Source organism: Sutcliffiella horikoshii (genome assembly GCF_019931755.1).
GTDB classification, from domain to species: Bacteria; Bacillota; Bacilli; order Bacillales; family Bacillaceae_I; genus Sutcliffiella_A; species Sutcliffiella_A horikoshii_E.
On record NZ_CP082918.1, the window covers coordinates 127,616 to 153,934 of the forward strand.

Genomic DNA, 26,319 nt, shown 5'->3' on the forward strand with positions numbered 1-26,319 from the left:
GGTGAATCAGTTGACAGGTCAACTAGTTCAATACGGACGACACCGCCAACGCAGAAGTTATGCTCGCATTAGTGAAGTATTAGATTTACCAAATCTAATAGAGATTCAAACATCTTCTTATCAATGGTTCCTTGATGAAGGATTAAGAGAAATGTTTCATGACATTTCCCCAATTGAAGACTTCACAGGAAATCTATCTTTAGAATTCATCGATTATAGCTTAGGGGAACCTAAATATTCTGTTGAAGAATCAAAGGAAAGAGATGTTACATACTCAGCTCCTTTACGTGTGAAGGTTCGTCTCATTAACAAAGAAACTGGTGAAGTAAAAGACCAGGATGTATTTATGGGTGATTTCCCGTTGATGACGGATACTGGTACGTTCGTTATTAATGGTGCAGAACGTGTTATTGTATCTCAGTTAGTGCGTTCTCCAAGTGTGTATTACAGCGGAAAAGTAGATAAAAATGGTAAAAAAGGCTTTTCGGCTACTGTTATTCCAAACCGTGGTGCATGGTTAGAATACGAGACTGACGCTAAAGATGTTGTATATGTTCGTATAGATCGTACTCGTAAACTACCAGTAACGGTTCTTTTGCGTGCTCTTGGATTCGGTTCCGACCAGGAAATCATTGATCTTCTTGGCGAAAACGAGTACCTTCGCAATACTTTAGATAAGGATAACACAGAAAGCACAGAAAAGGCATTACTAGAAATATATGAGCGTCTACGCCCTGGTGAACCACCAACGGTTGAAAACGCGAAAAGTTTATTAGAGTCTAGATTTTTCGATCCTAAACGCTATGATTTAGCAAGTGTTGGAAGATACAAGATTAATAAAAAGCTTCATATCAAGAACAGACTTTTCAATCAACGTATCGCTGAAACACTTGTAGACCCTGAAACTGGGGAAATCATTGTAGAAAAAGGTACACTGTTAGATCGTAGAACTTTAGACCGCATTCTACCTAACATTGAAGACGGCATCGGCCTGACTTCTTTCCATCCGCATGGCGGGGTAGTGGAAGATGAAGTGCCAATGCAATCTATTAAGATATATGCACCGAATGATGCAGAAGGTGAAAAAGAAATCGTCGTTTTAGGCAACGGTTTTATAGAAGAAAAAGTAAAGCATATCGCTCCGGCGGACATCATTGCTTCTATCAGTTACTTCTTTGACCTTCTACACGGTGTAGGCGATACAGATGATATCGATCACCTTGGTAACCGTCGTTTACGTTCTGTTGGAGAACTTCTTCAAAACCAGTTCCGTATCGGTCTATCCAGAATGGAGCGTGTGGTTCGTGAAAGAATGTCCATCCAGGACACTAACACAATCACTCCTCAACAATTGATCAATATCAGACCTGTTATTGCATCTATTAAAGAGTTCTTCGGAAGCTCTCAGTTATCTCAGTTCATGGATCAAACGAATCCATTAGCTGAATTAACACATAAACGTAGATTGTCTGCGCTTGGACCTGGTGGTTTGACGCGTGAGCGTGCCGGCTTTGAAGTACGTGACGTTCACTACTCTCACTATGGCCGTATGTGTCCGATCGAGACTCCTGAGGGACCAAACATCGGTTTGATTAACTCCCTTTCTTCTTTTGCGAAAGTGAATAAATTTGGTTTCATCGAAACTCCTTACAGAAGAGTTGACCCTGAAACGGGCCGTGTGACAAACCAAATTGATTACTTGACTGCAGATGAAGAAGATAACTATGTAGTAGCCCAAGCGAACGCACGCCTTGGTGAAGATGGAACTTTCCTTGATGAGAATGTTGTTTCCCGTTTCCGCGGCGAGAACACGGTTGTTGTAAGTGAGAGAATCGACTACATGGACGTTTCTCCTAAGCAGGTTGTATCTGCTGCGACAGCTTGTATTCCTTTCTTGGAAAACGATGACTCCAACCGTGCCCTAATGGGAGCAAACATGCAACGTCAAGCTGTACCTTTATTGCAACCGGAATCCCCGATTGTTGGTACTGGGATGGAGCACGTTTCTGCTAAAGACTCCGGAGCTGCCGTAATCTGTAAACACCCTGGTGTTGTAGAACGTGTAGAAGCCCGCGAAGTTTGGGTGCGTCGTATGGAAGAAGTAGACGGACAACAGGTAAAAGGCAACCTTGATAAGTACAGAATGCTTAAATTCATTCGTTCTAACCAAGGAACTTGCTATAACCAACGTCCAATCGTTTCTGTTGGTGACGTTGTAACAAAAGGAGAAATCCTTGCAGACGGTCCATCCATGGAAAAAGGTGAATTGGCACTTGGCCGTAACGTAATGGTCGGTTTCATGACATGGGACGGTTATAACTATGAGGATGCTATCATCATGAGTGAGCGTCTGGTAAAAGATGATGTGTACACTTCCATTCATATTGAAGAATATGAGTCAGAAGCACGTGACACAAAACTTGGACCAGAAGAAATCACACGTGATATCCCGAACGTTGGGGAAGAGGCACTTAAAAACCTTGACGATCGCGGAATCATCCGAGTAGGTGCGGAAGTAAAAGACGGAGACCTGCTAGTAGGAAAAGTAACACCTAAAGGGGTTACGGAACTTACTGCAGAAGAGCGTCTATTACACGCAATCTTCGGTGAGAAAGCAAGAGAAGTACGTGATACATCACTAAGAGTTCCACATGGTGGTGGCGGTATCGTACTTGATGTAAAAGTGTTCAACCGTGAAGATGGTGACGAATTGCCACCAGGTGTTAACCAATTGGTTCGTGCATACATCGTTCAGAAGCGTAAAATTTCTGAAGGTGACAAAATGGCCGGACGACATGGTAACAAAGGGGTAATCTCTCGTATCTTACCGGAAGAAGATATGCCTTACTTGCCAGATGGAACACCAATTGACATCATGTTAAACCCACTAGGGGTACCTTCTCGTATGAACATCGGGCAGGTATTGGAGCTTCACCTGGGAATGGCAGCAAGAACATTGGGTATCCACGTTGCTTCCGCCGTATTTGATGGCGCGCGTGAAGAAGACGTTTGGAGCACGCTTGAAGAGGCTGGCATGGCAAGAGATGCAAAAACAGTATTGTATGACGGAAGAACAGGTGAGCCGTTCGACAGCCGTGTATCTGTAGGGATCATGTATATGATCAAACTTGCGCACATGGTTGATGATAAGCTTCACGCACGTTCCACTGGGCCATACTCACTTGTTACGCAACAACCACTGGGCGGTAAAGCTCAATTTGGTGGACAACGTTTCGGTGAGATGGAGGTTTGGGCACTTGAGGCTTATGGTGCCGCTTATACACTACAAGAAATCCTTACAGTTAAATCTGATGACGTAGTAGGACGTGTGAAAACGTACGAGGCGATCGTTAAAGGTGAAAATGTACCTGAACCAGGTGTACCTGAATCCTTCAAAGTATTGATCAAAGAACTTCAAAGTTTAGGTATGGACGTAAAAATCCTATCAGGCGATGAAGAAGAGATAGAAATGAGAGATCTAGAGGAAGATGAAGAACAAGCTTCCGAAGGTATTTCCCTTGATTCAAATCAAGTAGAAGAAGTAAAAGAAACTGTCGCTAAAGACTGATGGCCAACAGTACTTTAAAGATAAGCATTTGGGTAGAACCTGTAGATTATAAGGGAGGTAGGCCCCTTGCTAGATGTTAATAATTTTGAATATATGAAAATAGGCCTTGCTTCACCCGACAAGATCAGATCCTGGTCTTTCGGGGAAGTCAAGAAGCCTGAGACAATTAACTATCGTACATTAAAGCCAGAAAAAGATGGGTTATTCTGCGAAAGAATTTTCGGTCCTACAAAGGACTGGGAATGTCACTGTGGTAAATACAAGCGCGTCCGTTATAAAGGCGTTGTCTGTGACCGCTGTGGTGTAGAAGTAACAAGAGCGAAAGTACGTCGTGAACGCATGGGTCACATCGAGCTTGCTGCTCCTGTATCCCACATCTGGTACTTCAAAGGAATCCCAAGCCGCATGGGTCTTGTTCTTGACATGTCCCCACGTGCGCTAGAGGAAGTAATTTACTTTGCATCTTACGTGGTAACAGAAACAGGCGACACTCCTTTGGAGAAGAAGCAACTGCTTTCTGAAAAGGAATTCCGTGCATACCGTGAAAAGTATGGTCAAACATTCCAAGCAGCCATGGGTGCAGAAGCAATCAAGAAACTTCTTTTTGATATCGACTTGGAAAAAGAAGTTGATACGCTAAAAGAAGAGCTTAAAACTGCTCAAGGTCAACGCCGTACAAGAGCAATTAAGCGTCTGGAAGTATTGGAATCCTTCAGAGGATCCGGCAATGAACCATCTTGGATGATCCTTGATGTGCTACCGGTTATCCCTCCTGAATTACGTCCAATGGTTCAATTGGATGGTGGTCGTTTTGCGACTTCCGACTTGAATGACTTGTATCGCCGTGTAATCAACCGTAACAACCGTTTAAAACGTCTTCTTGACCTTGGTGCTCCAAGCATCATCGTACAGAACGAAAAACGTATGTTACAAGAAGCTGTTGACGCACTTATCGACAATGGTCGCCGTGGCCGTCCGGTAACAGGACCTGGTAACCGTCCATTGAAATCTCTTTCTCATATGTTGAAAGGGAAGCAAGGTCGTTTCCGTCAGAACTTACTAGGAAAACGTGTTGACTACTCTGGTCGTTCCGTTATCGTAGTAGGACCTAACCTGAAAATGTACCAATGTGGATTACCGAAAGAAATGGCCCTTGAGCTATTCAAGCCTTTCGTAATGAAAGAACTTGTAGAACGCGGGCTTGCACATAACATTAAGAGTGCGAAGCGTAAGATCGAACGCGTACAACCAGAGGTTTGGGACGTATTGGAATCCGTTATCAGGGAACATCCAGTATTACTAAACCGCGCACCAACTCTACACAGACTAGGTATTCAAGCATTTGAACCTACACTTGTAGAAGGCCGTGCTATCCGCCTTCATCCACTTGTATGTACTGCATACAACGCGGACTTTGACGGAGACCAAATGGCTGTTCACGTACCTCTTTCTGCTGAAGCACAAGCTGAAGCACGCATCTTGATGCTTGCTGCACAGAACATCCTGAACCCTAAGGATGGAAAGCCAGTAGTAACACCTTCCCAGGATATGGTACTTGGTAACTACTACTTAACACTAGAGCGAGAAAACGCTGTAGGTGAAGGAATGGTATTCAAGGATACGAATGAAGCGCTTATCGCTTATTCAAACGGCTATGTACATCTGCACACTCGTGTAGCGGTATATGCAGGTTCCTTAAATAACGAAACATTCACCGAAGAGCAAAAACAACAGCTTCTAATTACGACAGTAGGAAAGTTGATCTTCAACGAAATCCTGCCGCCGTCATTCCCTTACATTAACGAACCGACAAAGTTCAACTTAGAAGTAAATACTCCTGAGAAGTACTTTGTGGAAAAAGGTGCGAATGTAAAAGAAGCGATACAAGCACAAGAATTAATCGATCCATTTAAGAAGAAAATCCTTGGTAACATCATTGCGGAAGTGTTCAAACGCTTCAAGATTACGCAAACATCCGAAATGCTTGACCGCATGAAGAACCTTGGATTCCGTTACTCTACTAAAGCTGGTATCACAGTTGGTGTAGCAGATATCGTAGTTCTTAAAGAGAAAGATGAAATCTTGGTGGAAGCACAAACAAAAGTTGATACAGTTCTTAAGCAGTTCCGCCGTGGTTTAATCACAGAGGAAGAACGTTATGACCGCGTTATCTCCATCTGGAGTGCTGCGAAGGATAAGATCCAAGGATTGCTAATGGAGTCCTTACCACGCTTGAACCACATCTTCATGATGAGTGATTCCGGTGCCCGTGGTAACGCATCTAACTTTACACAGTTAGCTGGTATGCGTGGACTAATGGCCAATCCATCTGGACGTATCATTGAATTACCGATCAAATCCAGTTTCCGTGAAGGTCTTACGGTATTGGAATACTTTATCTCTACTCACGGTGCGCGTAAAGGTCTTGCCGATACAGCACTGAAAACTGCCGATTCTGGTTACTTGACTCGTCGTCTTGTAGACGTGGCGCAGGATGTTATCGTTCGTGAGATTGATTGTGGAACAGACCGCGGTCTGCACATATCCTCTCTGAAGGACGGTACGGAAGTAGTAGAAAAATTAGAAGAGCGTTTAGTCGGCCGTTATGCAAGAAAAGCTGTGAAGCATCCTGAAACCGGGGAAGTTCTTGTTGCGGGTAACGATTTAATCACTGAAGACCTTGCTACAACCATTGTAGAAGCAGGCGTGGAAGATGTTTGGATCCGCTCTGTATTTACATGTGACACTCGTCACGGTGTATGTAAAAAATGTTACGGCCGCAACCTTGCGACTGGCTTAGAAGTAGAAGTGGGAGAAGCAGTAGGTATTATCGCTGCCCAATCTATCGGTGAGCCGGGAACTCAGTTGACGATGCGTACATTCCATACAGGTGGGGTTGCAGGAGACGATATCACACAAGGTTTACCGCGTATCCAAGAGATCTTCGAAGCGCGTAATCCTAAAGGTCAAGCGGTCATCTCTGAAATTGATGGTGTTGTTACATCCATCAACGAAGGTCGCGACCGTCAGCAAGAAATCACTGTCCAAGGTGAAGTGGAAACGAGAAACTACACAGTACCATATACTGGCCGCCTTAAAGTCGGCGTAAATTCAGAAGTATTACGTGGCCAGGAACTAACAGAAGGTTCCATCGATCCGAAAGAACTACTGAAAGTGAAAGATATGGTATCTGTACAGGAGTATCTATTGCTTGAAGTTCAAAAAGTATACCGTATGCAAGGGGTAGAAATCGGTGACAAGCACGTAGAGGTTATGGTTCGCCAGATGCTACGTAAAGTACGTGTTATTGATGCTGGTGATACAGATGTACTACCAGGAACACTGCTTGATGTTCACCAATTCACTGATGCAAACGAACGTGTACTTCTTGAAGGCAGAACACCTGCAACCGGACGTCCGGTATTACTAGGTATCACGAAAGCTTCTCTTGAAACGGATTCCTTCCTATCTGCAGCTTCCTTCCAGGAAACGACAAGAGTCCTGACAGACGCTGCGATTAAAGGAAAACGCGACGAGTTACTAGGTCTTAAAGAGAATGTTATCATCGGTAAACTAGTTCCAGCTGGTACAGGTATGAACCGCTACCGCAAATTCGATCTAACGAAAGAAGTCGGCAAAGAAGAGCCTGTAACGGTAGAATAAAAGAAAGATTGTCGGGTATCCCCCGACAATCTTTTCAATGTTATTCGATAAAGTGTTGACATTCAAAAATAGAGATGGTAATATAGCAAAGGTGCTTATATAACCTGTTGCTTTGGAGGATATGTTAATGTCTTATGAAAAAGTGATGCAGGCAAACACCTTCATTGTTGGTACAAAACAAACGGTGAAGGCGCTGAAATCCGGAACAGTAAAAGAGGTTGTCATTGCAGAAGATGCTGATGTGATTGTTACACAGAAAGTTGTCCAAACTGCCAATGAGCACAACATACCAGTCTTAAAAGTAGATTCGATGAAAAAACTCGGAAAAGCTTGCGGGATTGAAGTGGGTGCCTCCGCTGTTGCGATCATTCATTAAAAACTGTTTTTGTGAGTGCAGATTCGCAAAGACTTTGTTTTTTACCTAAAAATGAACCACCTGGATATGTGGTCTTAAAACATTAGGAAGGAGGAAATATTAATGCCTACTATTAACCAGTTAGTCCGTAAAGGACGTACAAGTAAAGTTGTAAAGTCAAAATCTCCAGCTTTGAACAAAGGTTATAACAGTTTCAAGAAGGCTCAAACTGATGTGTCTTCACCTCAAAAACGTGGTGTATGTACTCGTGTTGGTACAATGACTCCAAAGAAACCGAACTCCGCATTACGTAAATATGCTCGTGTTCGTTTAACTAACCAAATTGAGGTAACTGCTTATATCCCAGGTATCGGTCACAACCTACAAGAGCACAGCGTAGTTTTAATTCGCGGCGGTCGTGTAAAAGATTTACCAGGGGTACGTTACCACATCGTTCGTGGAGCACTTGATACTGCGGGAGTTAACAACCGTATGCAAGGTCGTTCTAAATATGGTACTAAGAGACCAAAAGCACCTAAGAAGTAATAAACTTCAAACTGCTTAACATTAAGTTACCCGAAAGGAGGAAAATAATATGCCACGTAAAGGCCCTGTTGCAAAAAGAGACGTATTACCAGATCCGTTATACAACTCTAAATTAGTAACTCGTCTTGTAAATAAATTAATGATCGATGGTAAGAGAGGAAAATCTCAAGCTATCATCTATAACGCATTCAAACTAGTTGGTGAGCGTTCCGGACAAGAACCTATGGAAGTGTTCGAACAAGCTATGAAAAACATCATGCCTGTTCTTGAAGTTAGAGCACGCCGTGTAGGTGGAGCAAACTACCAAGTACCTGTAGAGGTGCGCCCAGATCGTCGTACAACTCTTGGACTTCGCTATTTAGTTAACTACTCTCGTCTTCGTGGAGAGAAAACGATGGAAGAGCGTTTAGCTAACGAAATCCTTGATGCTGCTAACAACACTGGAGCTTCAGTTAAGAAGCGTGAAGATATGCACAAAATGGCAGAAGCAAACAAAGCGTTTGCTCACTACCGCTGGTAAGATCACATACTATCTGGAGCTGTTAAGACAAGTACTTAACAGCTTTAGGTATAAATTAAATCTAGTTACTTAGGAAGGAGAAATACACTATGGCAAGAGAGTTCTCCTTAGATAAAACACGTAATATCGGTATCATGGCTCACATCGATGCTGGTAAAACAACGACAACTGAGCGTGTTTTGTTCTACACAGGACGTATTCACAAAATTGGTGAAACTCACGAAGGTGCTTCTCAAATGGACTGGATGGAGCAGGAGCAAGAGCGTGGAATCACGATCACATCTGCTGCGACAACAGCTCAATGGAAAGGCCACCGCGTAAACATTATCGATACACCTGGTCACGTAGACTTCACTGTTGAAGTTGAACGTTCCCTACGTGTACTTGATGGTGCGGTAGCAGTTCTTGATGCACAGTCTGGAGTTGAGCCTCAAACTGAAACAGTTTGGCGCCAAGCTACAACTTATGGTGTTCCACGTATCGTGTTCGTTAACAAAATGGACAAGATCGGTGCAGACTTCTTATACTCTGTAGGAACTATCCATGACCGCCTTCAAGCTAATGCTCATCCAATTCAACTTCCTATCGGAAGTGAAGATGAGTTTGAAGGTATCATCGACCTAGTAGAAATGCAAGCTTACTTCTACGAGGACGACCTAGGTACTCGTTCTGAAGCGAAAGAAATTCCAGCTGAGTACAAAGACCAAGCTGACGAATATCGTCAACGCTTAGTTGAAGCAGTAGCAGAATTAGATGAAGAATTAATGATGAAATACCTAGAAGGAGAAGAGCTAACTACTGAAGAGTTGAAAGCTACTATCCGTAAAGGTACTTGTGATGTTAACTTCTACCCAGTAATCTGTGGCTCTGCTTTCAAAAACAAAGGTGTTCAGTTAATGCTTGACGCTGTTATCGATTATCTTCCAGCGCCAACAGATGTACCTTCAATCAAAGGTACGATTCCTGACACTGAAGAAGAAGTAACTCGTGAACCTGGAGACGACAACCCGTTTGCTGCTCTAGCGTTTAAAGTTATGACAGACCCTTATGTAGGGAAATTAACGTTCTTCCGTGTGTACTCTGGTACATTAAACTCCGGTTCTTACGTTATCAACTCTACAAAAGGTAAGCGTGAGCGTGTAGGACGTATCCTGCAAATGCACGCAAACAGCCGTGAAGAGATTCCTGTTGTATATTCTGGAGATATCGCTGCTGCAGTTGGTCTTAAAGACACAACTACTGGTGACACTCTATGTGACGACAAAAACCAAGTTATCTTGGAGTCCATGGAATTCCCAGAGCCGGTTATCCAATTATCTGTTGAGCCTAAATCTAAGGCCGACCAAGATAAAATGACAACTGCTCTTCAAAAATTGCAAGAAGAAGATCCTACTTTCCGTGCACATACAGATCAGGAAACTGGTCAAACAATCATCGCAGGTATGGGTGAGCTTCACCTTGATATCCTAGTTGACCGTATGAAGCGTGAATTCAAAGTAGAAGCAAACGTTGGTGCACCTCAGGTTGCTTACCGTGAAACGTTCCGCGGATCTGCTAAGGTTGAAGGTAAATTTGCTCGTCAATCTGGTGGACGTGGTCAATTCGGACACGTTTGGATCGAATTCGAACCAAACGAAGAAGGAAAAGGCTTCGAATTTGAAAACAAAATCGTAGGTGGAGTAGTACCTCGTGAATACGTACCTGCTGTTCAAGCTGGTCTGGAAGATTCCATGAAGAACGGTGTACTTGCTGGTTACCAATTAATTGATGTTAAAGCTGCATTGGTTGATGGTTCTTACCATGACGTTGACTCCTCTGAGATGGCGTTTAAAGTAGCTGCATCTTTAGCTCTTAAAAATGCAGTGTCCAAATGTAATCCTGTAATCCTTGAGCCTGTCATGAAAGTTGAAGTAGTGACACCTGAAGAATACATGGGAGACATCATGGGTGGTATCACTTCCCGTCGTGGTCGTGTAGAAGGTATGGAAGCTCGCGGTAACGCTCAAGTTGTTCGCGCTATGGTTCCACTTTCTGAAATGTTTGGTTATGCAACATCCCTACGTTCTAACACACAAGGACGCGGAGTGTTCACAATGCATTTCGATCACTATGAAGAAGTACCAAAATCGATTTCTGAAGAAATCATCAAAAAAAATAAAGGTGAATAATTGATTTTCACCTAATCTTGTTTTATAAATAGTATGTAGGTTAATAAGTGGAAATCACTTGTTAATAACATATAAAATAAAATCTAATGAAATTCCAAGGAGGATATAACAATGGGTAAAGAGAAATTCGATAGATCCAAGACTCATGCTAATATCGGTACAATCGGTCACGTTGACCACGGTAAAACAACTTTAACAGCTGCAATCACAACTGTTCTTGCTAAAAAGAGCGGTAAAGGTGCTGCAATGGCATACGACATGATCGATGCTGCTCCAGAAGAAAGAGAGCGTGGAATCACAATTTCTACAGCTCACGTTGAGTACGAAACTGAAACTCGTCACTATGCACACGTTGACTGCCCAGGACATGCTGACTATGTTAAAAACATGATCACTGGTGCTGCTCAAATGGACGGCGGAATCCTAGTAGTATCTGCTGCTGACGGCCCAATGCCACAAACTCGTGAGCACATCCTTCTTTCTCGTCAAGTAGGTGTACCTTACCTAGTAGTATTCTTAAACAAATGCGACATGGTAGACGACGAAGAATTATTAGAACTAGTTGAAATGGAAGTTCGTGATCTTCTTTCTGAGTACGATTTCCCTGGAGACGATGTTCCTGTAATCAAAGGTTCTGCTCTTAAAGCTCTTGAAGGAGACGCTGAGTGGGAAGAAAGAATCGTTGAGCTTATGGCTGCAGTTGATGACTACATCCCAACACCAACTCGTGACACTGAAAAGCCATTCATGATGCCAGTTGAGGACGTATTCTCTATCACTGGTCGTGGAACAGTTGCTACTGGACGTGTTGAGCGTGGACAAGTTAAAGTTGGTGACACTATCGAAATCATCGGTTTAACTGAAGAGCCTAAATCTACTACTGTAACTGGAGTAGAAATGTTCCGTAAGCTTCTTGACTATGCTGAAGCTGGAGACAACATCGGTGCACTTCTTCGTGGGGTTGCTCGTGACGACATCCAACGTGGACAAGTATTAGCTAAGCCTGGTACAATCACTCCACACACAAAGTTCAAAGCTGAAGTTTACGTATTATCTAAAGAAGAGGGTGGACGTCACACTCCATTCTTCACAAACTACCGTCCTCAGTTCTACTTCCGTACAACTGACGTAACTGGTATTTGTAACCTACCTGAAGGCATCGAAATGGTTATGCCTGGCGACAACGTTGAGATGACTGTTGAACTTATCTCTCCAATCGCTATCGAAGAAGGAACTAAGTTCTCTATTCGTGAAGGTGGACGTACTGTAGGCGCTGGCGTAGTAGCGACTATCCAAGAGTAATCTTTAGATCTGAATAGATCTTCTATAGAAACCGGCATCCCGATTGAGGGGTGCCGGTTTTTTTGTTTCCGAGATTGATATCATAAGGACGATGAAGACAATTCTGAGAGATAAAGCGGGCCGAGATTGTCATCATAAGGTGGATGAAGACAATTCCGAGAAAGAAAGCAGGCTGAGATTGTCATCATAGGGTCAATGAAGACAATTCCGAGAGAGAAAGCTGCATGAGATTGTCATCATAACTGTATTGAGGAAAATTCAGCAGGCAATCCACACAAGAGAGTCCCCCCAAAAACACTTAAATCCAAGCAACCTCCACCATCATAAAACGTCTTTCTTCTATATAAATATCCACCAAATCCTACTGGAAAAAACTGAAACGAATAAATTCCCTGCCCACCGGTTGCAATAAACCTCACTTCTCGTTATAATATGAAAAGTGCTCAGAGATATTTTTGAAATATAGTTGCATTGTCTATTAACACCATGTATAATAGGTAATGTTGGTCTTTGACTGCGATGATGTGAAAGGTTGCTGGCACACCCGGCCGCTTTGCCATGGCGAGTGTGACAGGTTAATTTTCACGGAGAATGTCTATCAATAATATAGGCGAAAAAAGGAGGGAAAAATAATGGCAAAAGAAAAGATTCGCATTCGTTTAAAAGCTTATGATCACAGAATTCTAGATCAATCTTCTGAGAAGATCGTTGAAACTGCAAAACGTTCAGGTGCAACTGTTTCTGGTCCTATTCCGTTACCAACGGAAAGATCTGTATACACAATCTTACGTGCGGTACACAAATATAAAGATTCTCGTGAGCAATTCGAAATGCGCACTCATAAGCGCTTAATCGACATCATTAATCCAACACCACAAACGGTTGACAGCTTAATGCGTTTAGACCTACCATCTGGTGTAGATATCGAAATCAAGCTTTAATCAATAAATACTTAAATAATCTAGGAGGTGTGACTGATGACCAAAGGAATCTTAGGAAGAAAAGTTGGTATGACTCAAGTTTTTGCTGAAAACGGCGATCTTATCCCTGTAACAGTAATTGAAGCTACACCAAACGTAGTACTTCAAGTTAAAACTGTTGAAACAGACGGATATGAAGCGGTTCAGATTGGTTTTGCTGACAAACGCGATAAATTAGCGAACAAGCCTTTAAAAGGACACGTTGCTAAAGCGAACACAGCACCTAAGCGCTTCATTCGAGAAATCAGTGGAGCTAACTTAGAAGTTGGTCAAGAAGTCAAAGTTGATATTTTCGCAGAAGGCGATGTAGTAGATGTAACAGGAATTTCAAAGGGTAAAGGTTTCCAAGGCTCAATTAAACGCCATAACCAATCTCGTGGCCCAATGACTCACGGTTCCCGTTATCACCGTCGTCCTGGTTCTATGGGACCTGTTGCTCCAAACCGTGTATTCAAAGGTAAACTATTACCTGGACGTATGGGTGGAGAGCGCATTACTATCCAGAACCTTGAGATCGTGAAAGTAGACGCAGAACGTAACCTATTACTTGTTAAAGGTAACGTACCTGGTCCAAAAAAATCTTTAATCACAATTAAAAGTGCTATAAAAGCAAACTAATTGTTTAGGAAAGGAGGAACTACAAATGCCTAAAGTAGCATTATACAACCAAGCTGGCGCAAACGTTGGTGAAGTTGAATTAGCAGATGCTGTATTCGGTATTGAGCCAAATAACAGCGTATTGTTCGATGCGATCGTTATGCAAAGAGCATCTCAACGTCAAGGTACTGCAAAAGTAAAAGGACGTTCTGAAGTAGCAGGTGGTGGACGTAAACCATGGCGTCAAAAGGGTACTGGTCGTGCTCGTCAAGGGTCTATCCGCTCTCCACAATGGCGTGGTGGTGGTATCGTATTCGGTCCTACACCAAGAAGCTACAGCTACAAACTTCCTAAGAAAGTTCGTCGCTTAGCTATCAAATCTGCGTTATCATCTAAGGTATTAGAAAACGAACTATTAGTATTAGAAGGATTAGCTTTTGATGCACCAAAAACAAAAGAAATGACTTCTGTATTAAAGGGTTTAGAAATCAATCGTAAAGCGTTGATCGTAACAGCTGACGCTGACGAAAACGTTGCTTTATCTGCTCGTAACATTCCTGGAGTAACAGTTGTTACAGTAACTGGTGTGAACGTATTAGACGTTGTAAACCACGATAAAGTAATCTTTACGAAAGACGCTGTTCAAAAATTAGAGGAGGTGCTTGCATAATGAGAGATCATCGTGATGTTCTTAAGCGCCCCGTGATTACTGAGCGTTCTACAGATTTAATGACTGAAAAGAAATACACTTTTGAAGTAGATGTTAGAGCTAATAAAACTGAAGTTAAAGATGCTGTTGAAGCGATCTTTGGCGTAGACGTTGAAAAAGTAAACATCATGAACTACAAAGGTAAATTCCGTCGTGTAGGTCGTCATAGCGGATTAACTAACCGTCGTAGAAAAGCTATCGTAACTTTAAAAGCTGATAGCAAAGAAATCGAATTCTTCGAGGTTTAATACAAAAAATAAAAACATCATCGAAAAGGAGGGAACATGATGGCGATTAAAAAATACAAACCAACCTCAAATGGACGTCGTGGCATGACAGTTTCTGATTTTGCTGAGATCACTACAGACAAACCAGAAAAAAGCTTGCTTGCACCGTTGCACAAAAAGGGTGGTCGTAATAACCAAGGTAAATTGACTGTACGTCACCAAGGTGGTGGACACAAACGTCAATACCGCGTCATCGACTTTAAACGTGATAAAGATGGTATACCAGGACGCGTTGCTACAATCGAGTACGATCCTAACCGTTCCGCTAATATCGCGTTAATCAACTATGCAGATGGGGAAAAACGTTACATCCTTGCTCCTAAGAACTTAGAAGTAGGTATGACTGTAATGGCTGGACCTGAAGCAGACATCAAAGTAGGAAATGCATTACCACTAATCAACATCCCAGTTGGTACTGTAATCCACAACATCGAGTTAAAACCAGGTAAAGGTGGACAATTAGTTCGCTCTGCAGGAACTTCTGCTCAAGTACTTGGTAAAGAAGGTAAATACGTACTTGTACGTTTAACTTCTGGTGAAACTCGTATGATTCTTTCCACTTGCCGCGCTACAGTAGGTCAAGTTGGTAACGAACAACACGAACTTATCAACATTGGTAAAGCAGGACGTTCTCGTTGGATGGGTATTCGCCCAACTGTACGTGGTTCTGTAATGAACCCTAACGATCACCCACACGGTGGTGGTGAAGGACGTTCTCCAATCGGACGTAAGTCACCTATGACTCCTTGGGGCAAACCGACTCTTGGATTCAAAACTCGTAAGAAAAAGAACAAGTCTGACAAATTTATCGTTCGTCGTCGTAAAAAATAACGGGGTTGTACTACGGTTCAACGGAGCCGTAGAGCAATCACGAAGGGAGGTTTCCACATGGGTCGCAGCTTGAAAAAAGGGCCTTTTGTAGATGATCATTTAATGGCTAAGGTTGAAAAGTTAAATGAAACTGATGGTAAGCAAGTTGTTAAAACTTGGTCTCGTCGTTCTACTATTTTCCCACAATTTATCGGACATACAATCGCTGTATATGATGGCCGTAAACACGTACCTGTATATGTGACAGAAGACATGGTAGGTCACAAGCTTGGAGAATTTGCTCCATCTCGTGCTTACAAAGGTCACGGAAATGATGATAAGAAAACAAAACGCTAATTAGAGAGGAGGCTTTTACATGCAAGCTAAAGCTGTTGCAAGAACAGTTCGTATTGCTCCTCGTAAAGCTCGTCTAGTTATGGATTTAATTCGAGGCAAGCAAGTAGGCGAAGCGGTAGCTATTTTGGCATTAACTCCAAAAGCTGCTTCACCAGTAATCGAAAAGGTTCTAAAGTCCGCTATTGCAAATGCAGAGCATAATTTTGAAATGGACGCAAACTCACTAGTTGTAACTGAGGCATACGTTAACGAAGGTCCAACTTTGAAACGTTTCCGCCCTCGTGCAATGGGTCGTGCGAGCCAAATTAACAAACGTACTAGCCACATTACAATCGTGGTATCAGAAAAGAAGGAGGGATAACCAGTGGGTCAAAAGGTAAATCCGATCGGTCTTCGTGTAGGAGTCATTCGTGACTGGGAGTCCAAGTGGTACGCAGGCAAAGATTATGCTAACCTGCTACATGAAGACATCAAAGTTCGCGAATACATCGCAAAACGTCTAAATGACGCATCTGTTTCTAAAGTAGAAATCGAACGTGCTGCAAACCGTTTGAACGTTACTGTTCACACTGCTAAGCCAGGTATGGTTATTGGTAAAGGTGGTACGGAAGTTGAAGCATTACGTAAAGCACTTAACCAACTAACTGGTAAACGTGTACACATCAACATCCTTGAAATTAAGAGAGCAGATTTGGATGCTAAATTGGTAGCTGAAAACATCGCTCGTCAATTAGAAAACCGTGTATCTTTCCGTCGTGCTCAAAAGCAATCACTTCAACGTGCAATGCGCGCTGGTGCGAAAGGTATTAAAACGATGGTTTCTGGTCGCCTAGGCGGAGCAGATATCGCTCGTTCTGAACATTATAGTGAGGGTACAGTTCCACTTCATACTCTTCGCGCTGATATTGACTATGGTACAGCAGAAGCTGATACAACTTACGGTAAATTAGGTGTGAAAGTATGGATCTACCGTGGAGAGGTCCTTCCTACAAAGAAGAAAAATGAGGAAGGAGGAAAATAATTATGTTATTACCAAAACGCGTAAAATATCGCCGCGAACATCGTGGAAAAATGCGTGGTAAAGCGAAAGGCGGTACAGAAGTACATTTCGGAGAGTTCGGATTACAATCTCTTGAAGCTTCTTGGATCACTAACCGTCAAATCGAAGCTGCGCGTCGTGCGATGACTCGTTACATGAAACGTGGCGGTAAAGTTTGGATTAAAATTTTCCCTTCAAAACCATACACTGCAAAACCTCTAGAGGTCCGAATGGGTTCCGGTAAAGGTGCTCCAGAAGGATGGGTAGCAGTTGTTAAACCTGGAAAGGTTATGTTTGAAATTTCAGGTGTATCTGAAGAAGTAGCTCGTGAAGCATTACGTTTAGCTATGCACAAGTTGCCAGTTAAATGTAAGTTCGTAAAACGTGAAGAAATTGGTGGTGAATCTAATGAAAGCTAATGAACTACGCGACTTAACCACTGCCGAGATTGAACAAAAAGTGAAATCTTTAAAAGAAGAGTTATTTAACCTACGCTTTCAATTAGCGACTGGTCAATTAGAAAACACTGCTCGTATTCGCGAAGTACGTAAGTCAATCGCTCGTATGAAAACAGTAGTTCGCGAGAGAGAGATCGCTTCTAACAAATAATCAAGAGGAGGTTCGCGAAAATGAGTGAACGTAACCAACGTAAAGTTTACACTGGACGTGTTGTGTCTGATAAAATGGACAAAACAATCACAGTCCTTGTAGAAACTTATAAAACTCACGCACTCTACGGCAAACGTGTTAAGTACTCTAAAAAGTACAAAGCGCATGATGAGAATAGCATGGCTAAAACTGGCGACATCGTAAAAATCATGGAGACTCGTCCATTATCTTCTACGAAGCGTTTCCGTTTGCTAGAGGTTGTAGAGAAAGCTGTAATTATCTAATATATAAGTTCGGATATCTAATTCCGAAGGGAGGTACCATGCATGATTCAACAAGAATCTCGTTTGAAAGTTGCTGATAACTCAGGTGCTCGTGAAGTGCTTGCTATTAAAGTACTAGGTGGATCTGGTCGTCGCTACGCTAACATTGGTGATGTAATCGTTTGTACAGTGAAACAAGCAACACCAGGAGGCGTTGTTAAAAAAGGTGACGTAGTGAAGGCTGTTGTTGTACGTACAAAGCGCGGAGTTCGTCGTAATGACGGTTCATACATCCGTTTCGATGAGAACGCATGCGTAATCATCAAGGATGATAAGAGCCCTCGTGGAACTCGTATCTTCGGACCAGTTGCACGTGAACTACGTGATAACAACTACATGAAGATTGTATCTTTAGCTCCAGAAGTTCTGTAATAAATCGAAAAGATGTTTGTCAAGGAGGTGCGAAAGGATGCATGTCAAAAAAGGTGATAAAGTTGTAGTTATCTCTGGTAAGGATAAAGGTAAACAAGGAGTAATTCTTGAATCTTATCCTAAGAAAGACCGTGTTCTTGTAGAAGGTATCAACGTGATCAAAAAGCACGCTAAACCATCTCAAGAAAATCCTCAAGGTGGAATCATTAACCGTGAGGCACCTATTCATGTATCAAACGTTATGCCTTTAGATCCTAAGTCCGGTGAACCGACTCGTGTAGGATACAAGGTAGTAGACGGTAAAAAAGTACGTGTTGCAACAAAATCAGGTGAACAATTAGATAAATAGAACGTTGAAGAAAGGAGGTACTTTTGATGAACCGCCTAAAAGAAAAGTATCAAAGCGAAATTATTCCTGCTCTAATGGGCAAGTTTAACTATAAATCTGTGATGCAAGCTCCAAAGCTTGAGAAAATCGTTATCAACATGGGTGTTGGTGATGCTGTAGCAAACTCCAAGGCTTTAGACACAGCTGTTGAAGAATTATCTTCAATCACTGGTCAAAAACCTGTTGTAACAAGAGCGAAAAAATCTATCGCTGGTTTCCGTCTTCGTGAAGGAATGCCTATCGGTGCGAAAGTTACATTACGCGGCGAGCGTATGTACGAATTCCTAGATAAGTTAGTATCTGTTTCTCTACCACGTGTACGTGACTTCCGTGGAATCTCCAAGAAGTCTTTCGACGGTCGTGGAAACTACACTCTTGGAGTGAAAGAGCAACTTATCTTCCCTGAAATTGATTACGATAAAGTTAGCAAGGTTCGTGGTATGGATATCGTTATCGTTACTACTGCTAACACTGATGAAGAAGCTCGTGAGCTTTTAACATCATTCGGAATGCCATTCCAAAAATAATACCAGCGTGTGGTAGAGGGAGGCGAAAATGTGGCTAAAAAATCAATGATTGCGAAACAAAAACGCACACCTAAACATAATGTGCAAGCTTATACTCGTTGCGAACGTTGTGGACGTCCCCACTCTGTAATCCGTAAATTTAAGCTTTGCCGTATTTGTTTCCGTGAATTAGCTTATAAAGGCCAAATTCCTGGCGTTAAAAAAGCAAGTTGGTAAAACCCGATAATTGGGAAGGAGGTAAATTAAATGGTTATGACAGATCCTATTGCAGATATGCTTACTCGCATCCGCAATGCGAACATGGTACGTCACGAGAAGCTTGAACTTCCTGCTTCTAAAATCAAAAAAGAAGTTGCTGAAATCTTAAAGCGTGAAGGTTTCGTACGTGACGTAGAATTTATCGAAGACAACAAACAAGGTATCATTCGTATTTTCTTGAAATACGGTGCTAACAACGAGCGTGTAATTACTGGTCTTAAGCGTATCAGTAAGCCTGGTCTTCGTGTTTACGCAAAAGCAAATGAAGTACCTCGTGTATTAAACGGTTTAGGTATTGCGATCATCTCTACTTCTCAAGGTGTTATCACTGATAAAGAAGCTCGTCAAAAACAAGCTGGTGGAGAAGTATTAGCATACGTTTGGTAATAAATTTCTTTAAATGAACGGAGGTGTAACTATGTCACGTGTAGGTAAAAAACCTATTGAAATCCCAACTGGGGTTACAATTACAAACGACAACAACACAGTTACCGTAAAAGGTCCTAAAGGTGAATTAACTCGTACATTCAGCCAAGAAATGGCTATTACAGTAGAAGAAAACGTTCTAACAGTAGTACGTCCTTCTGATAGCAAAGAACACCGTACAATCCACGGAACAACTCGTGCACTTTTAAACAACATGGTTCAAGGTGTTACAGCTGGTTTCGAAAGAGGATTGGAACTTATCGGGGTAGGTTACCGTGCATCTAAGCAAGGTAACAAGCTAGTTCTTAACGTTGGTTACTCTCATCCAGTTGAAATCACTCCTGAACAGGGGATTGAAGTGGAAGTACCGGCAAACACAAAGATCGTTATTAAAGGTATTGATAAAGAGCGCGTAGGTGCTTTAGCAGCTAACATTCGTGACGTTCGCCCACCAGAGCCTTACAAAGGTAAAGGTATTCGTTATGAAGGTGAACAAGTACGTCGTAAAGAAGGTAAAACTGCTAAGTAATACGGCATAAGCAGATAGAAAGGAGTGACTGCACGATGATTACAAAACCTGATAAGAATTCTACTCGTAAGAAAAGACACACTCGTGTTCGTGCTAAGTTATCAGGAACTGCAACTCGTCCACGTTTAAATGTGTTCCGTTCCAACCAACACATTTACGCTCAAGTGATCGACGATACTAACGCTGTAACAATCGCAAGTGCTTCTACACTTGACAAAGATGTAACAGTAAACGGTAGCAACGTTGAGTCCGCTAAAGCAGTTGGAGAACTTGTTGCAAAGCGCGCAATTGAACAAGGAATCAAATCAGTAGTATTCGACCGCGGTGGATACTTATATCACGGCCGTGTGAAAGCATTAGCAGATGCTGCACGTGAGGCTGGTCTAGAATTTTAATCGGAAAAGGAGGGACACTGATGCGTCGTAATATTGACCCAAACAAATTAGAACTTGAAGAACGCGTTGTTACGGTTAACCGCGTTGCGAAAGTAGTAAAAGGTGGACGTCGTTTCCGCTTTGCTGCTCTAGTAGTAGTAGGAGATAAAAACGGTAATGTTGGTTTTGGTACTGGTAAAGCTCAAGAAGTACCTGAAGCAATCCGTAAAGCAATTGAAGATGCGAAAAAGAACTTAGTTGCTGTGCCAATCGTTGGTACAACAATTCCTCACCAAGTACTTGGAGAGTTCGGTTCTGGAGAAATCCTATTGAAACCTGCTTCTGAAGGTACTGGGGTTATCGCTGGAGGACCAGTTCGTGCGGTACTTGAGTTAGCGGGTGTTCAAGACATCCTTTCTAAATCTTTAGGATCTAACACACCAATCAACATGATCCGTGCAACAATTAACGGATTAAAGCAATTGAAACGTGCAGAGGACGTTGCTAAATTGCGTGGTAAAACGGTAGAAGAACTGTTAGGATAAGGAGGGAAACAAAATGGCGAACAAATTAGCAATCACCCTCACTCGCAGTGTAATCGGTCGTCCACAAGATCAACGTGCGACTGTTCAAACTCTTGGTTTGAAAAAGATGCACCAAACAGTTGTCCATGAGGATAACGCAGCTATCCGTGGAATGATTAACAAGGTATCTCACCTTGTTACTGTGAACGAGCAATAAATAGAAACGGTTTTTTTAAATAAGGAGGTGCCACAATGAAACTTCATGAGTTAAAACCTAACGAAGGATCTCGTAAAGAGCGCAACCGTGTAGGTCGCGGAACTGGTTCTGGTAACGGAAAAACTTCTGGTAAAGGTCATAAAGGTCAAAATGCACGCTCAGGCGGTGGCGTTCGTCCTGGATTCGAAGGTGGTCAAACACCTCTATTCCAACGCTTACCTAAGCGCGGATTCACGAACATCAATCGCAAAGAGTACGCAATCATCAACCTTGATACTTTAAACCGCTTTGACGAGGGAACTGAAGTTACTCCTGAATTACTTCTTGAAACAGGTTTAGTTAGCAAATTAAACGCTGGTCTTAAAGTATTGGGTAACGGTTCTATCGAGAAAAAGCTTACAGTACGTGCTCATAAATTCTCCTCAGCAGCTAAGGAAGCTATCGAAGCAGCTGGCGGTTCAGTTGAGGTGATTTAATGTTCCAGACATTCTCCAATTTTATGCGCGTGGGTGATATAAGAAAGAAAATTGTCTTCACCCTATTAATGTTAGTCATTTTCCGTATCGGTACGTTTATCCCAGTACCAGGGGTGAACGCTGACATTTTGAAATTCCAGGATGAACTTAGTGTTTTTGGTATCCTGAATACTTTTGGTGGTGGAGCTCTTCAGAACTTCTCTATTCTAGCCATGGGTGTAATGCCATACATCACAGCGTCCATCATTGTGCAGTTACTGCAAATGGATGTTGTTCCGAAGTTTACGGAGTGGTCAAAACAAGGAGAAGCTGGACGTCGCAAACTAGCTCAATTCACTAGGTATTTTACCATTGTACTTGGTTTCATCCAGGCAATTGGTATGTCAATCGGGTTCAACACAATGGCCAATGGTCAATTGATTACGAATCCGACTTTCACTACTTATCTGCTAATAGCATTAGTGTTAACAGCAGGAACTGCATTCTTGATGTGGCTAGGTGAGCAAATCACGGCACATGGCGTAGGAAACGGAATCTCTATTCTGATCTTCGCTGGTATCGTATCTGCAATCCCAACCGGCGCAAATCAGATTTACGCATCTTTGATCCAGGATGCTGGTGATCAGTTGTTCTTAAATCTTGTGATTGTTGCACTCATCGTTCTTGCAATCTTAGCTGTTATCGTAGGTGTAATCTTCATTCAGCAAGCGTTACGTAAAATTCCGATTCAGTATGCGAAGAAGATGGCGGGGCGCGCTCCTACTGGTGGAGGACACACTACACACTTACCTTTAAAGGTTAATGCAGCAGGGGTAATTCCGGTTATCTTTGCAGTATCCTTTATCATTACACCACCGACGATCGCTTCATTCTTTAGCGAGAATGCAGTGACAAGATGGATCATTAGTACTTTTGACTATACGAATCCAATCGGTATGGTTGTATATGTAGCTCTTATAATTGCCTTCACTTACTTCTATACATTTGTTCAGTCTAATCCTGAACAGATGGCAGAAAACTTAAAGAAACAAGGCGGATATATTCCAGGAATTCGTCCTGGTTTAAATACACAGGAATACTTGACAAAGATTATTTACCGACTAACATTTGTTGGTGCGTTATTCTTAGCAGCTATTTCTATCCTTCCTATTATCTTTATGAGCTTTGCCGGTCTTCCTGCAGCAGTGCAGATTGGCGGTACTAGTCTACTGATCGTCGTAGGTGTTGCACTTGAGACGATGAAGCAGCTAGAAAGCCAGTTAGTGAAGCGTCATTATAAAGGTTTTATCAAGTAATGAAGTAATTGGGATAAATTTATCCCAATATACTTCACAAGATACTGAGGGGGCAAAAAGATGAATTTAGTTCTAATGGGACTTCCGGGTGCCGGTAAAGGTACTCAAGCAGAACGAATTGTCGAAAAGTACAATATCCCTCATATCTCTACTGGAGATATGTTTCGTGCTGCTATGAAGGAAGAAACTGAACTAGGCATGAAAGCTAAGTCTTTCATGGATCAAGGTCAGCTTGTTCCGGATGAAGTGACGATCGGTATCGTTCGTGAAAGATTAGAAAAAGAAGATTGCAAAGCCGGTTTCCTATTAGATGGTTTCCCAAGAACGGTTCCTCAAGCAGATGCTCTTGAGCAAATGCTAGAAGAATTAGGTCGTAAAATTGACTATGTCATCAACGTCAATGTCGACCAAAGCATTCTTATGGAACGTTTAACTGGGCGTCGTATTTGTAAAGATTGTGGATCTACTTACCACTTGGTATTCAACCCGCCTGCAAAGGATGGCGTTTGTGACAAGTGTGGAGGAGAACTTTATCAACGTGCTGATGACAACGAAGAGACAGTAGGTAACCGTCTTGAAGTTAACGTTAAACAATCTAAGCCATTGTTAGACTTTTACGAGTCCAAAGGCTATCTTCGCAATATCAATGGCCAACAAGCGATCGATAAGGTATTCGCTGATATAGAAGAACTTCTTGGAGGTCAGGCGTAATGATTATCTGTAAAACTCCTCGTGAACTTGAGATCATGAGAGAAGCAGGTAGAATTGTCGCTCTTACACACCAAGAATTAAAAAAGCATATTGTACCTGGTGTAACAACGAAGCAATTGGATGATATTGCTGAGAAATTCATCCGCAAACATGATGCAATTCCTTCGTTTAAGGGGTATAATGGTTTTCGCGGAAGCATCTGCGCTTCTGTCAATGAAGAACTTGTTCATGGTATTCCCGGCGATCGTGTACTGAAAGACGGAGATATCATTAGCATAGATATTGGTGCTAAGTATAATGGTTACCACGGTGACTCCGCTTGGACGTATGCTGTTGGTAACATATCCGATGAAACAAAGCGATTACTTGAAGTCACGGAACAATCATTGTATGAAGGCATCAAGGAAGTAAAACCGGGCGCTCGTCTCTCTGATGTTTCCCATGCGATTCAAACGTATGCGGAAGCTCACGATTTTTCAATTGTGAGAGAGTATGTAGGGCATGGAATTGGTCAAGACTTACATGAAGACCCACAAATTCCTCATTATGGACCTCCTAACAAAGGTCCACGGTTAAAACCTGGTATGGTTCTTGCAATTGAACCAATGGTCAATGCAGGCACCCGCTACGTAAAAACGCTAGCAGATGACTGGACTGTTGTTACTGTTGACGGTAAAATGTGTGCTCATTTTGAACATACGGTCGCTATTACAGAAACAGGCTACGAGATCTTAACAAAAGCCTAAGAGGTGATATTGCTTGATCGAATCTGATTCGACTTTGCAAGTAGGCCAAATTGTTTCGATTACTCAAGGCAGAGATGCCGGACAGTATGCCGTAATTATTAAAATTCTTGATGAGCGTTTTGTCGTCCTAGCGGATGGAGACAAGCGGAAGTTTGACCGCCCAAAGAAAAAGAACATTCATCATCTTGAATTTTTTGATTACGTGTCTCCAGAAGTTCAGAACAGTATGAAGGAAACAGGCCGTGTGACAAATGGAAAGCTGCGTTTCGCACTTGCCAAGTTTGTTAACGAGCTTGTTACTGATTTGAAGAAGGGAGAACTTAATTAATGGCGAAAGACGATGTAATTGAAGTAGAAGGTACGGTCATTGAGACTTTACCAAATGCTATGTTTAAAGTAGAATTGGAAAATGGTCATACTGTGTTGGCTCATGTATCTGGGAAAATACGTATGCACTTTATTCGAATCCTACCAGGAGATAAAGTAACGGTGGAGCTTTCTCCATACGATTTAACACGCGGTAGAATTACGTATCGTTTTAAATAAACCTATTTTAGCACTCCGTACTATCAGGGAGGTAATATAAGATGAAAGTGAGACCATCTGTTAAGCCGATCTGCGAAAAATGTAAAGTTATTCGTAGAAAAGGCAAAGTCATGGTTATTTGTGAAAACCCGAAACACAAACAAAAACAAGGATAACTTGAGGGAGGTGCGCATATATGGCACGTATTGCTGGTGTTGATGTTCCTCGCGACAAGCGCGTTGTAATTTCATTAACATATGTTTTCGGTATCGGTCGTTCTACAGCTGAGAAAGTATTAGCTGAAGCAGGTGTTTCTGAAGACACTCGCGTTCGCGACTTAACGGAAGAAGAATTAGGAAAAATTCGTGATGTTGTAGATAAAATTAAAGTTGAGGGTGATCTTCGTCGTGAAGTATCTCTTAACATTAAACGTCTAATCGAGATCGGTTGCTACCGTGGTCTTCGTCACCGTCGTGGTTTACCGGTTCGCGGTCAAAACACTAAAAACAATGCTCGTACACGTAAAGGACCTCGTCGTACTGTAGCAAACAAAAAGAAATAATTTTAAGTAAGTAAGGAGGTAAGTTAAATATGGCACGCAAAACTAATACACGTAAACGCCGTGTGAAAAAGAATATTGAGCAAGGTATCGCGCATATCCGTTCAACATTCAATAACACAATCGTAACGATTACTGACTCTCACGGAAATGCAATTGGGTGGTCTAGTGCAGGTGCTCTTGGCTTCAGAGGTTCTCGTAAATCTACTCCATTCGCAGCGCAAATGGCAGCTGAAACAGCAGCTAAAGCTTGCATGGAGCACGGTTTGAAAACTCTTGAAGTTACAGTTAAAGGCCCTGGTGCTGGTCGTGAAGCAGCAATCCGTGCTTTACAAGCAGCTGGTCTTGAAGTAACTGCTATCAGAGACGTAACCCCAGTACCTCATAACGGTTGCCGTCCACCAAAACGTCGCCGTGTTTAATTTGTCTGTATAGATTTTGTATACATGTCAATAATGGCTGATGATACAGTTTAAAAATATACAGAGATAATTAAATGTTGTTGTTGTGCACAATCGGGACATACCTATGGGGAATTTCGGTAAGACATTCTATGTCT

The 26,319-nt window shown here is 42.2% G+C and carries 36 protein-coding genes; all 36 read left to right on the forward strand.

What is annotated here, in order from left to right; genetic code table 11:
- Positions 1-10 precede the first annotated feature (10 nt).
- The 36 genes from rpoB (at position 11) to rpsK (ending at position 26,182) form a co-directional block, all read left to right on the forward strand.
- A complete protein-coding gene (gene rpoB, locus K7887_RS00675; RefSeq protein ID WP_223491772.1) occupies positions 11-3,568 on the forward strand; it encodes a DNA-directed RNA polymerase subunit beta in 3,558 nt (1,185 codons plus the stop codon).
- Between the two features lie 66 nt (positions 3,569-3,634).
- Entirely contained in the window at positions 3,635-7,231 is a 3,597-nt protein-coding gene (rpoC, locus tag K7887_RS00680) for a DNA-directed RNA polymerase subunit beta' (RefSeq protein ID WP_223491773.1), read from the forward strand.
- 127 nt (positions 7,232-7,358) lie between these two features.
- Entirely contained in the window at positions 7,359-7,607 is a 249-nt protein-coding gene (locus K7887_RS00685) for a 50S ribosomal protein L7ae-like protein (protein ID WP_010191478.1), read from the forward strand.
- A gap of 102 nt (positions 7,608-7,709) precedes the next feature.
- On the forward strand, positions 7,710-8,132 hold the full coding sequence (rpsL, locus tag K7887_RS00690; protein ID WP_010191479.1) for a 30S ribosomal protein S12: 423 nt from the start codon (positions 7,710-7,712) through the stop codon (positions 8,130-8,132).
- A gap of 49 nt (positions 8,133-8,181) precedes the next feature.
- Positions 8,182-8,652 carry a 30S ribosomal protein S7 gene (gene rpsG, locus K7887_RS00695; protein ID WP_010191480.1) on the forward strand — a complete coding sequence of 157 codons (471 nt, stop codon included), beginning with the start codon at positions 8,182-8,184 and terminating at the stop codon, positions 8,650-8,652.
- A gap of 89 nt (positions 8,653-8,741) precedes the next feature.
- Positions 8,742-10,820, forward strand: a complete 2,079-nt coding sequence (gene fusA, locus K7887_RS00700; protein WP_010191481.1) for an elongation factor G — start codon at positions 8,742-8,744, stop codon at positions 10,818-10,820.
- Between the two features lie 111 nt (positions 10,821-10,931).
- Entirely contained in the window at positions 10,932-12,122 is a 1,191-nt protein-coding gene (gene tuf / locus K7887_RS00705; protein ID WP_223491774.1) for an elongation factor Tu, read from the forward strand.
- A gap of 632 nt (positions 12,123-12,754) precedes the next feature.
- Positions 12,755-13,063, forward strand: a complete 309-nt coding sequence (rpsJ, locus tag K7887_RS00710) for a 30S ribosomal protein S10 (RefSeq protein ID WP_010191483.1) — start codon at positions 12,755-12,757, stop codon at positions 13,061-13,063.
- Positions 13,064-13,099: 36 nt separating this feature from the next.
- On the forward strand, positions 13,100-13,720 hold the full coding sequence (rplC, locus tag K7887_RS00715; protein ID WP_047972345.1) for a 50S ribosomal protein L3: 621 nt from the start codon (positions 13,100-13,102) through the stop codon (positions 13,718-13,720).
- A gap of 25 nt (positions 13,721-13,745) precedes the next feature.
- The gene (gene rplD, locus K7887_RS00720; RefSeq protein WP_088016681.1) at positions 13,746-14,369 is read left to right on the forward strand and encodes a 50S ribosomal protein L4; all 624 of its coding nucleotides are present in this window, start codon (positions 13,746-13,748) and stop codon (positions 14,367-14,369) included.
- Positions 14,369-14,656, forward strand: a complete 288-nt coding sequence (gene rplW, locus K7887_RS00725; protein WP_010191491.1) for a 50S ribosomal protein L23 — start codon at positions 14,369-14,371, stop codon at positions 14,654-14,656. Before rplD ends, rplW begins: the two co-directional genes overlap by 1 nt.
- A 39-nt stretch (positions 14,657-14,695) precedes the next feature.
- The gene (rplB, locus tag K7887_RS00730; RefSeq protein ID WP_223493549.1) at positions 14,696-15,526 is read left to right on the forward strand and encodes a 50S ribosomal protein L2; all 831 of its coding nucleotides are present in this window, start codon (positions 14,696-14,698) and stop codon (positions 15,524-15,526) included.
- Between the two features lie 57 nt (positions 15,527-15,583).
- The gene (gene rpsS, locus K7887_RS00735; RefSeq protein WP_010191495.1) at positions 15,584-15,862 is read left to right on the forward strand and encodes a 30S ribosomal protein S19; all 279 of its coding nucleotides are present in this window, start codon (positions 15,584-15,586) and stop codon (positions 15,860-15,862) included.
- Between the two features lie 19 nt (positions 15,863-15,881).
- Positions 15,882-16,223 carry a 50S ribosomal protein L22 gene (rplV, locus tag K7887_RS00740; protein ID WP_010191496.1) on the forward strand — a complete coding sequence of 114 codons (342 nt, stop codon included), beginning with the start codon at positions 15,882-15,884 and terminating at the stop codon, positions 16,221-16,223.
- A gap of 3 nt (positions 16,224-16,226) precedes the next feature.
- The gene (gene rpsC / locus K7887_RS00745) at positions 16,227-16,883 is read left to right on the forward strand and encodes a 30S ribosomal protein S3 (protein WP_010191497.1); all 657 of its coding nucleotides are present in this window, start codon (positions 16,227-16,229) and stop codon (positions 16,881-16,883) included.
- Between the two features lie 2 nt (positions 16,884-16,885).
- A complete protein-coding gene (rplP, locus tag K7887_RS00750; RefSeq protein ID WP_010191498.1) occupies positions 16,886-17,320 on the forward strand; it encodes a 50S ribosomal protein L16 in 435 nt (144 codons plus the stop codon).
- The gene (gene rpmC, locus K7887_RS00755; protein WP_010191499.1) at positions 17,310-17,510 is read left to right on the forward strand and encodes a 50S ribosomal protein L29; all 201 of its coding nucleotides are present in this window, start codon (positions 17,310-17,312) and stop codon (positions 17,508-17,510) included. Before rplP ends, rpmC begins: the two co-directional genes overlap by 11 nt.
- Before the next feature lie 20 nt (positions 17,511-17,530).
- The gene (rpsQ, locus tag K7887_RS00760; RefSeq protein WP_010191500.1) at positions 17,531-17,794 is read left to right on the forward strand and encodes a 30S ribosomal protein S17; all 264 of its coding nucleotides are present in this window, start codon (positions 17,531-17,533) and stop codon (positions 17,792-17,794) included.
- A gap of 42 nt (positions 17,795-17,836) precedes the next feature.
- Entirely contained in the window at positions 17,837-18,205 is a 369-nt protein-coding gene (gene rplN / locus K7887_RS00765) for a 50S ribosomal protein L14 (protein WP_010191501.1), read from the forward strand.
- A gap of 37 nt (positions 18,206-18,242) precedes the next feature.
- Positions 18,243-18,554, forward strand: a complete 312-nt coding sequence (gene rplX, locus K7887_RS00770; protein WP_010191502.1) for a 50S ribosomal protein L24 — start codon at positions 18,243-18,245, stop codon at positions 18,552-18,554.
- 26 nt (positions 18,555-18,580) lie between these two features.
- Positions 18,581-19,120 (forward strand): 50S ribosomal protein L5, encoded by a 540-nt coding sequence (gene rplE / locus K7887_RS00775; protein ID WP_223491775.1) that lies wholly within the window; start codon positions 18,581-18,583, stop codon positions 19,118-19,120.
- A gap of 30 nt (positions 19,121-19,150) precedes the next feature.
- On the forward strand, positions 19,151-19,336 hold the full coding sequence (locus tag K7887_RS00780) for a type Z 30S ribosomal protein S14 (RefSeq protein WP_010191505.1): 186 nt from the start codon (positions 19,151-19,153) through the stop codon (positions 19,334-19,336).
- 30 nt (positions 19,337-19,366) lie between these two features.
- Positions 19,367-19,765, forward strand: a complete 399-nt coding sequence (gene rpsH, locus K7887_RS00785) for a 30S ribosomal protein S8 (RefSeq protein WP_010191507.1) — start codon at positions 19,367-19,369, stop codon at positions 19,763-19,765.
- 31 nt (positions 19,766-19,796) lie between these two features.
- Positions 19,797-20,333: a 50S ribosomal protein L6 gene (rplF, locus tag K7887_RS00790; RefSeq protein ID WP_010191508.1), complete on the forward strand. Its 537-nt coding sequence runs from the start codon at positions 19,797-19,799 to the stop codon at positions 20,331-20,333.
- A 35-nt stretch (positions 20,334-20,368) separates the two neighbouring features.
- Entirely contained in the window at positions 20,369-20,728 is a 360-nt protein-coding gene (gene rplR, locus K7887_RS00795; protein ID WP_223491776.1) for a 50S ribosomal protein L18, read from the forward strand.
- A gap of 20 nt (positions 20,729-20,748) precedes the next feature.
- Positions 20,749-21,252 carry a 30S ribosomal protein S5 gene (gene rpsE, locus K7887_RS00800; protein WP_223491777.1) on the forward strand — a complete coding sequence of 168 codons (504 nt, stop codon included), beginning with the start codon at positions 20,749-20,751 and terminating at the stop codon, positions 21,250-21,252.
- Positions 21,253-21,265: 13 nt separating this feature from the next.
- Positions 21,266-21,448 (forward strand): 50S ribosomal protein L30, encoded by a 183-nt coding sequence (gene rpmD / locus K7887_RS00805; RefSeq protein ID WP_223491778.1) that lies wholly within the window; start codon positions 21,266-21,268, stop codon positions 21,446-21,448.
- Positions 21,449-21,483: 35 nt separating this feature from the next.
- Positions 21,484-21,924 carry a 50S ribosomal protein L15 gene (gene rplO / locus K7887_RS00810; protein ID WP_010191512.1) on the forward strand — a complete coding sequence of 147 codons (441 nt, stop codon included), beginning with the start codon at positions 21,484-21,486 and terminating at the stop codon, positions 21,922-21,924.
- A complete protein-coding gene (gene secY / locus K7887_RS00815; RefSeq protein WP_223491779.1) occupies positions 21,924-23,219 on the forward strand; it encodes a preprotein translocase subunit SecY in 1,296 nt (431 codons plus the stop codon). Before rplO ends, secY begins: the two co-directional genes overlap by 1 nt.
- Before the next feature lie 60 nt (positions 23,220-23,279).
- Positions 23,280-23,930 carry an adenylate kinase gene (locus K7887_RS00820; RefSeq protein ID WP_223491780.1) on the forward strand — a complete coding sequence of 217 codons (651 nt, stop codon included), beginning with the start codon at positions 23,280-23,282 and terminating at the stop codon, positions 23,928-23,930.
- Positions 23,930-24,676 (forward strand): type I methionyl aminopeptidase, encoded by a 747-nt coding sequence (gene map, locus K7887_RS00825; RefSeq protein WP_010191515.1) that lies wholly within the window; start codon positions 23,930-23,932, stop codon positions 24,674-24,676. The genes K7887_RS00820 and map overlap by 1 nt, the downstream gene beginning before the upstream one ends.
- Before the next feature lie 13 nt (positions 24,677-24,689).
- Entirely contained in the window at positions 24,690-25,004 is a 315-nt protein-coding gene (locus K7887_RS00830; protein WP_317849229.1) for a KOW domain-containing RNA-binding protein, read from the forward strand.
- Entirely contained in the window at positions 25,004-25,222 is a 219-nt protein-coding gene (gene infA, locus K7887_RS00835) for a translation initiation factor IF-1 (RefSeq protein WP_010191517.1), read from the forward strand. The genes K7887_RS00830 and infA overlap by 1 nt, the downstream gene beginning before the upstream one ends.
- Positions 25,223-25,263: 41 nt before the next feature.
- On the forward strand, positions 25,264-25,377 hold the full coding sequence (rpmJ, locus tag K7887_RS00840; RefSeq protein WP_003156543.1) for a 50S ribosomal protein L36: 114 nt from the start codon (positions 25,264-25,266) through the stop codon (positions 25,375-25,377).
- 20 nt (positions 25,378-25,397) lie between these two features.
- Positions 25,398-25,763, forward strand: coding sequence for a 30S ribosomal protein S13 (gene rpsM / locus K7887_RS00845; RefSeq protein WP_010191536.1), 366 nt, complete (start codon positions 25,398-25,400; stop codon positions 25,761-25,763).
- A 29-nt stretch (positions 25,764-25,792) separates the two neighbouring features.
- A complete protein-coding gene (gene rpsK / locus K7887_RS00850; protein WP_010191537.1) occupies positions 25,793-26,182 on the forward strand; it encodes a 30S ribosomal protein S11 in 390 nt (129 codons plus the stop codon).
- The last annotated feature ends 137 nt before the right edge of the window (positions 26,183-26,319 follow it).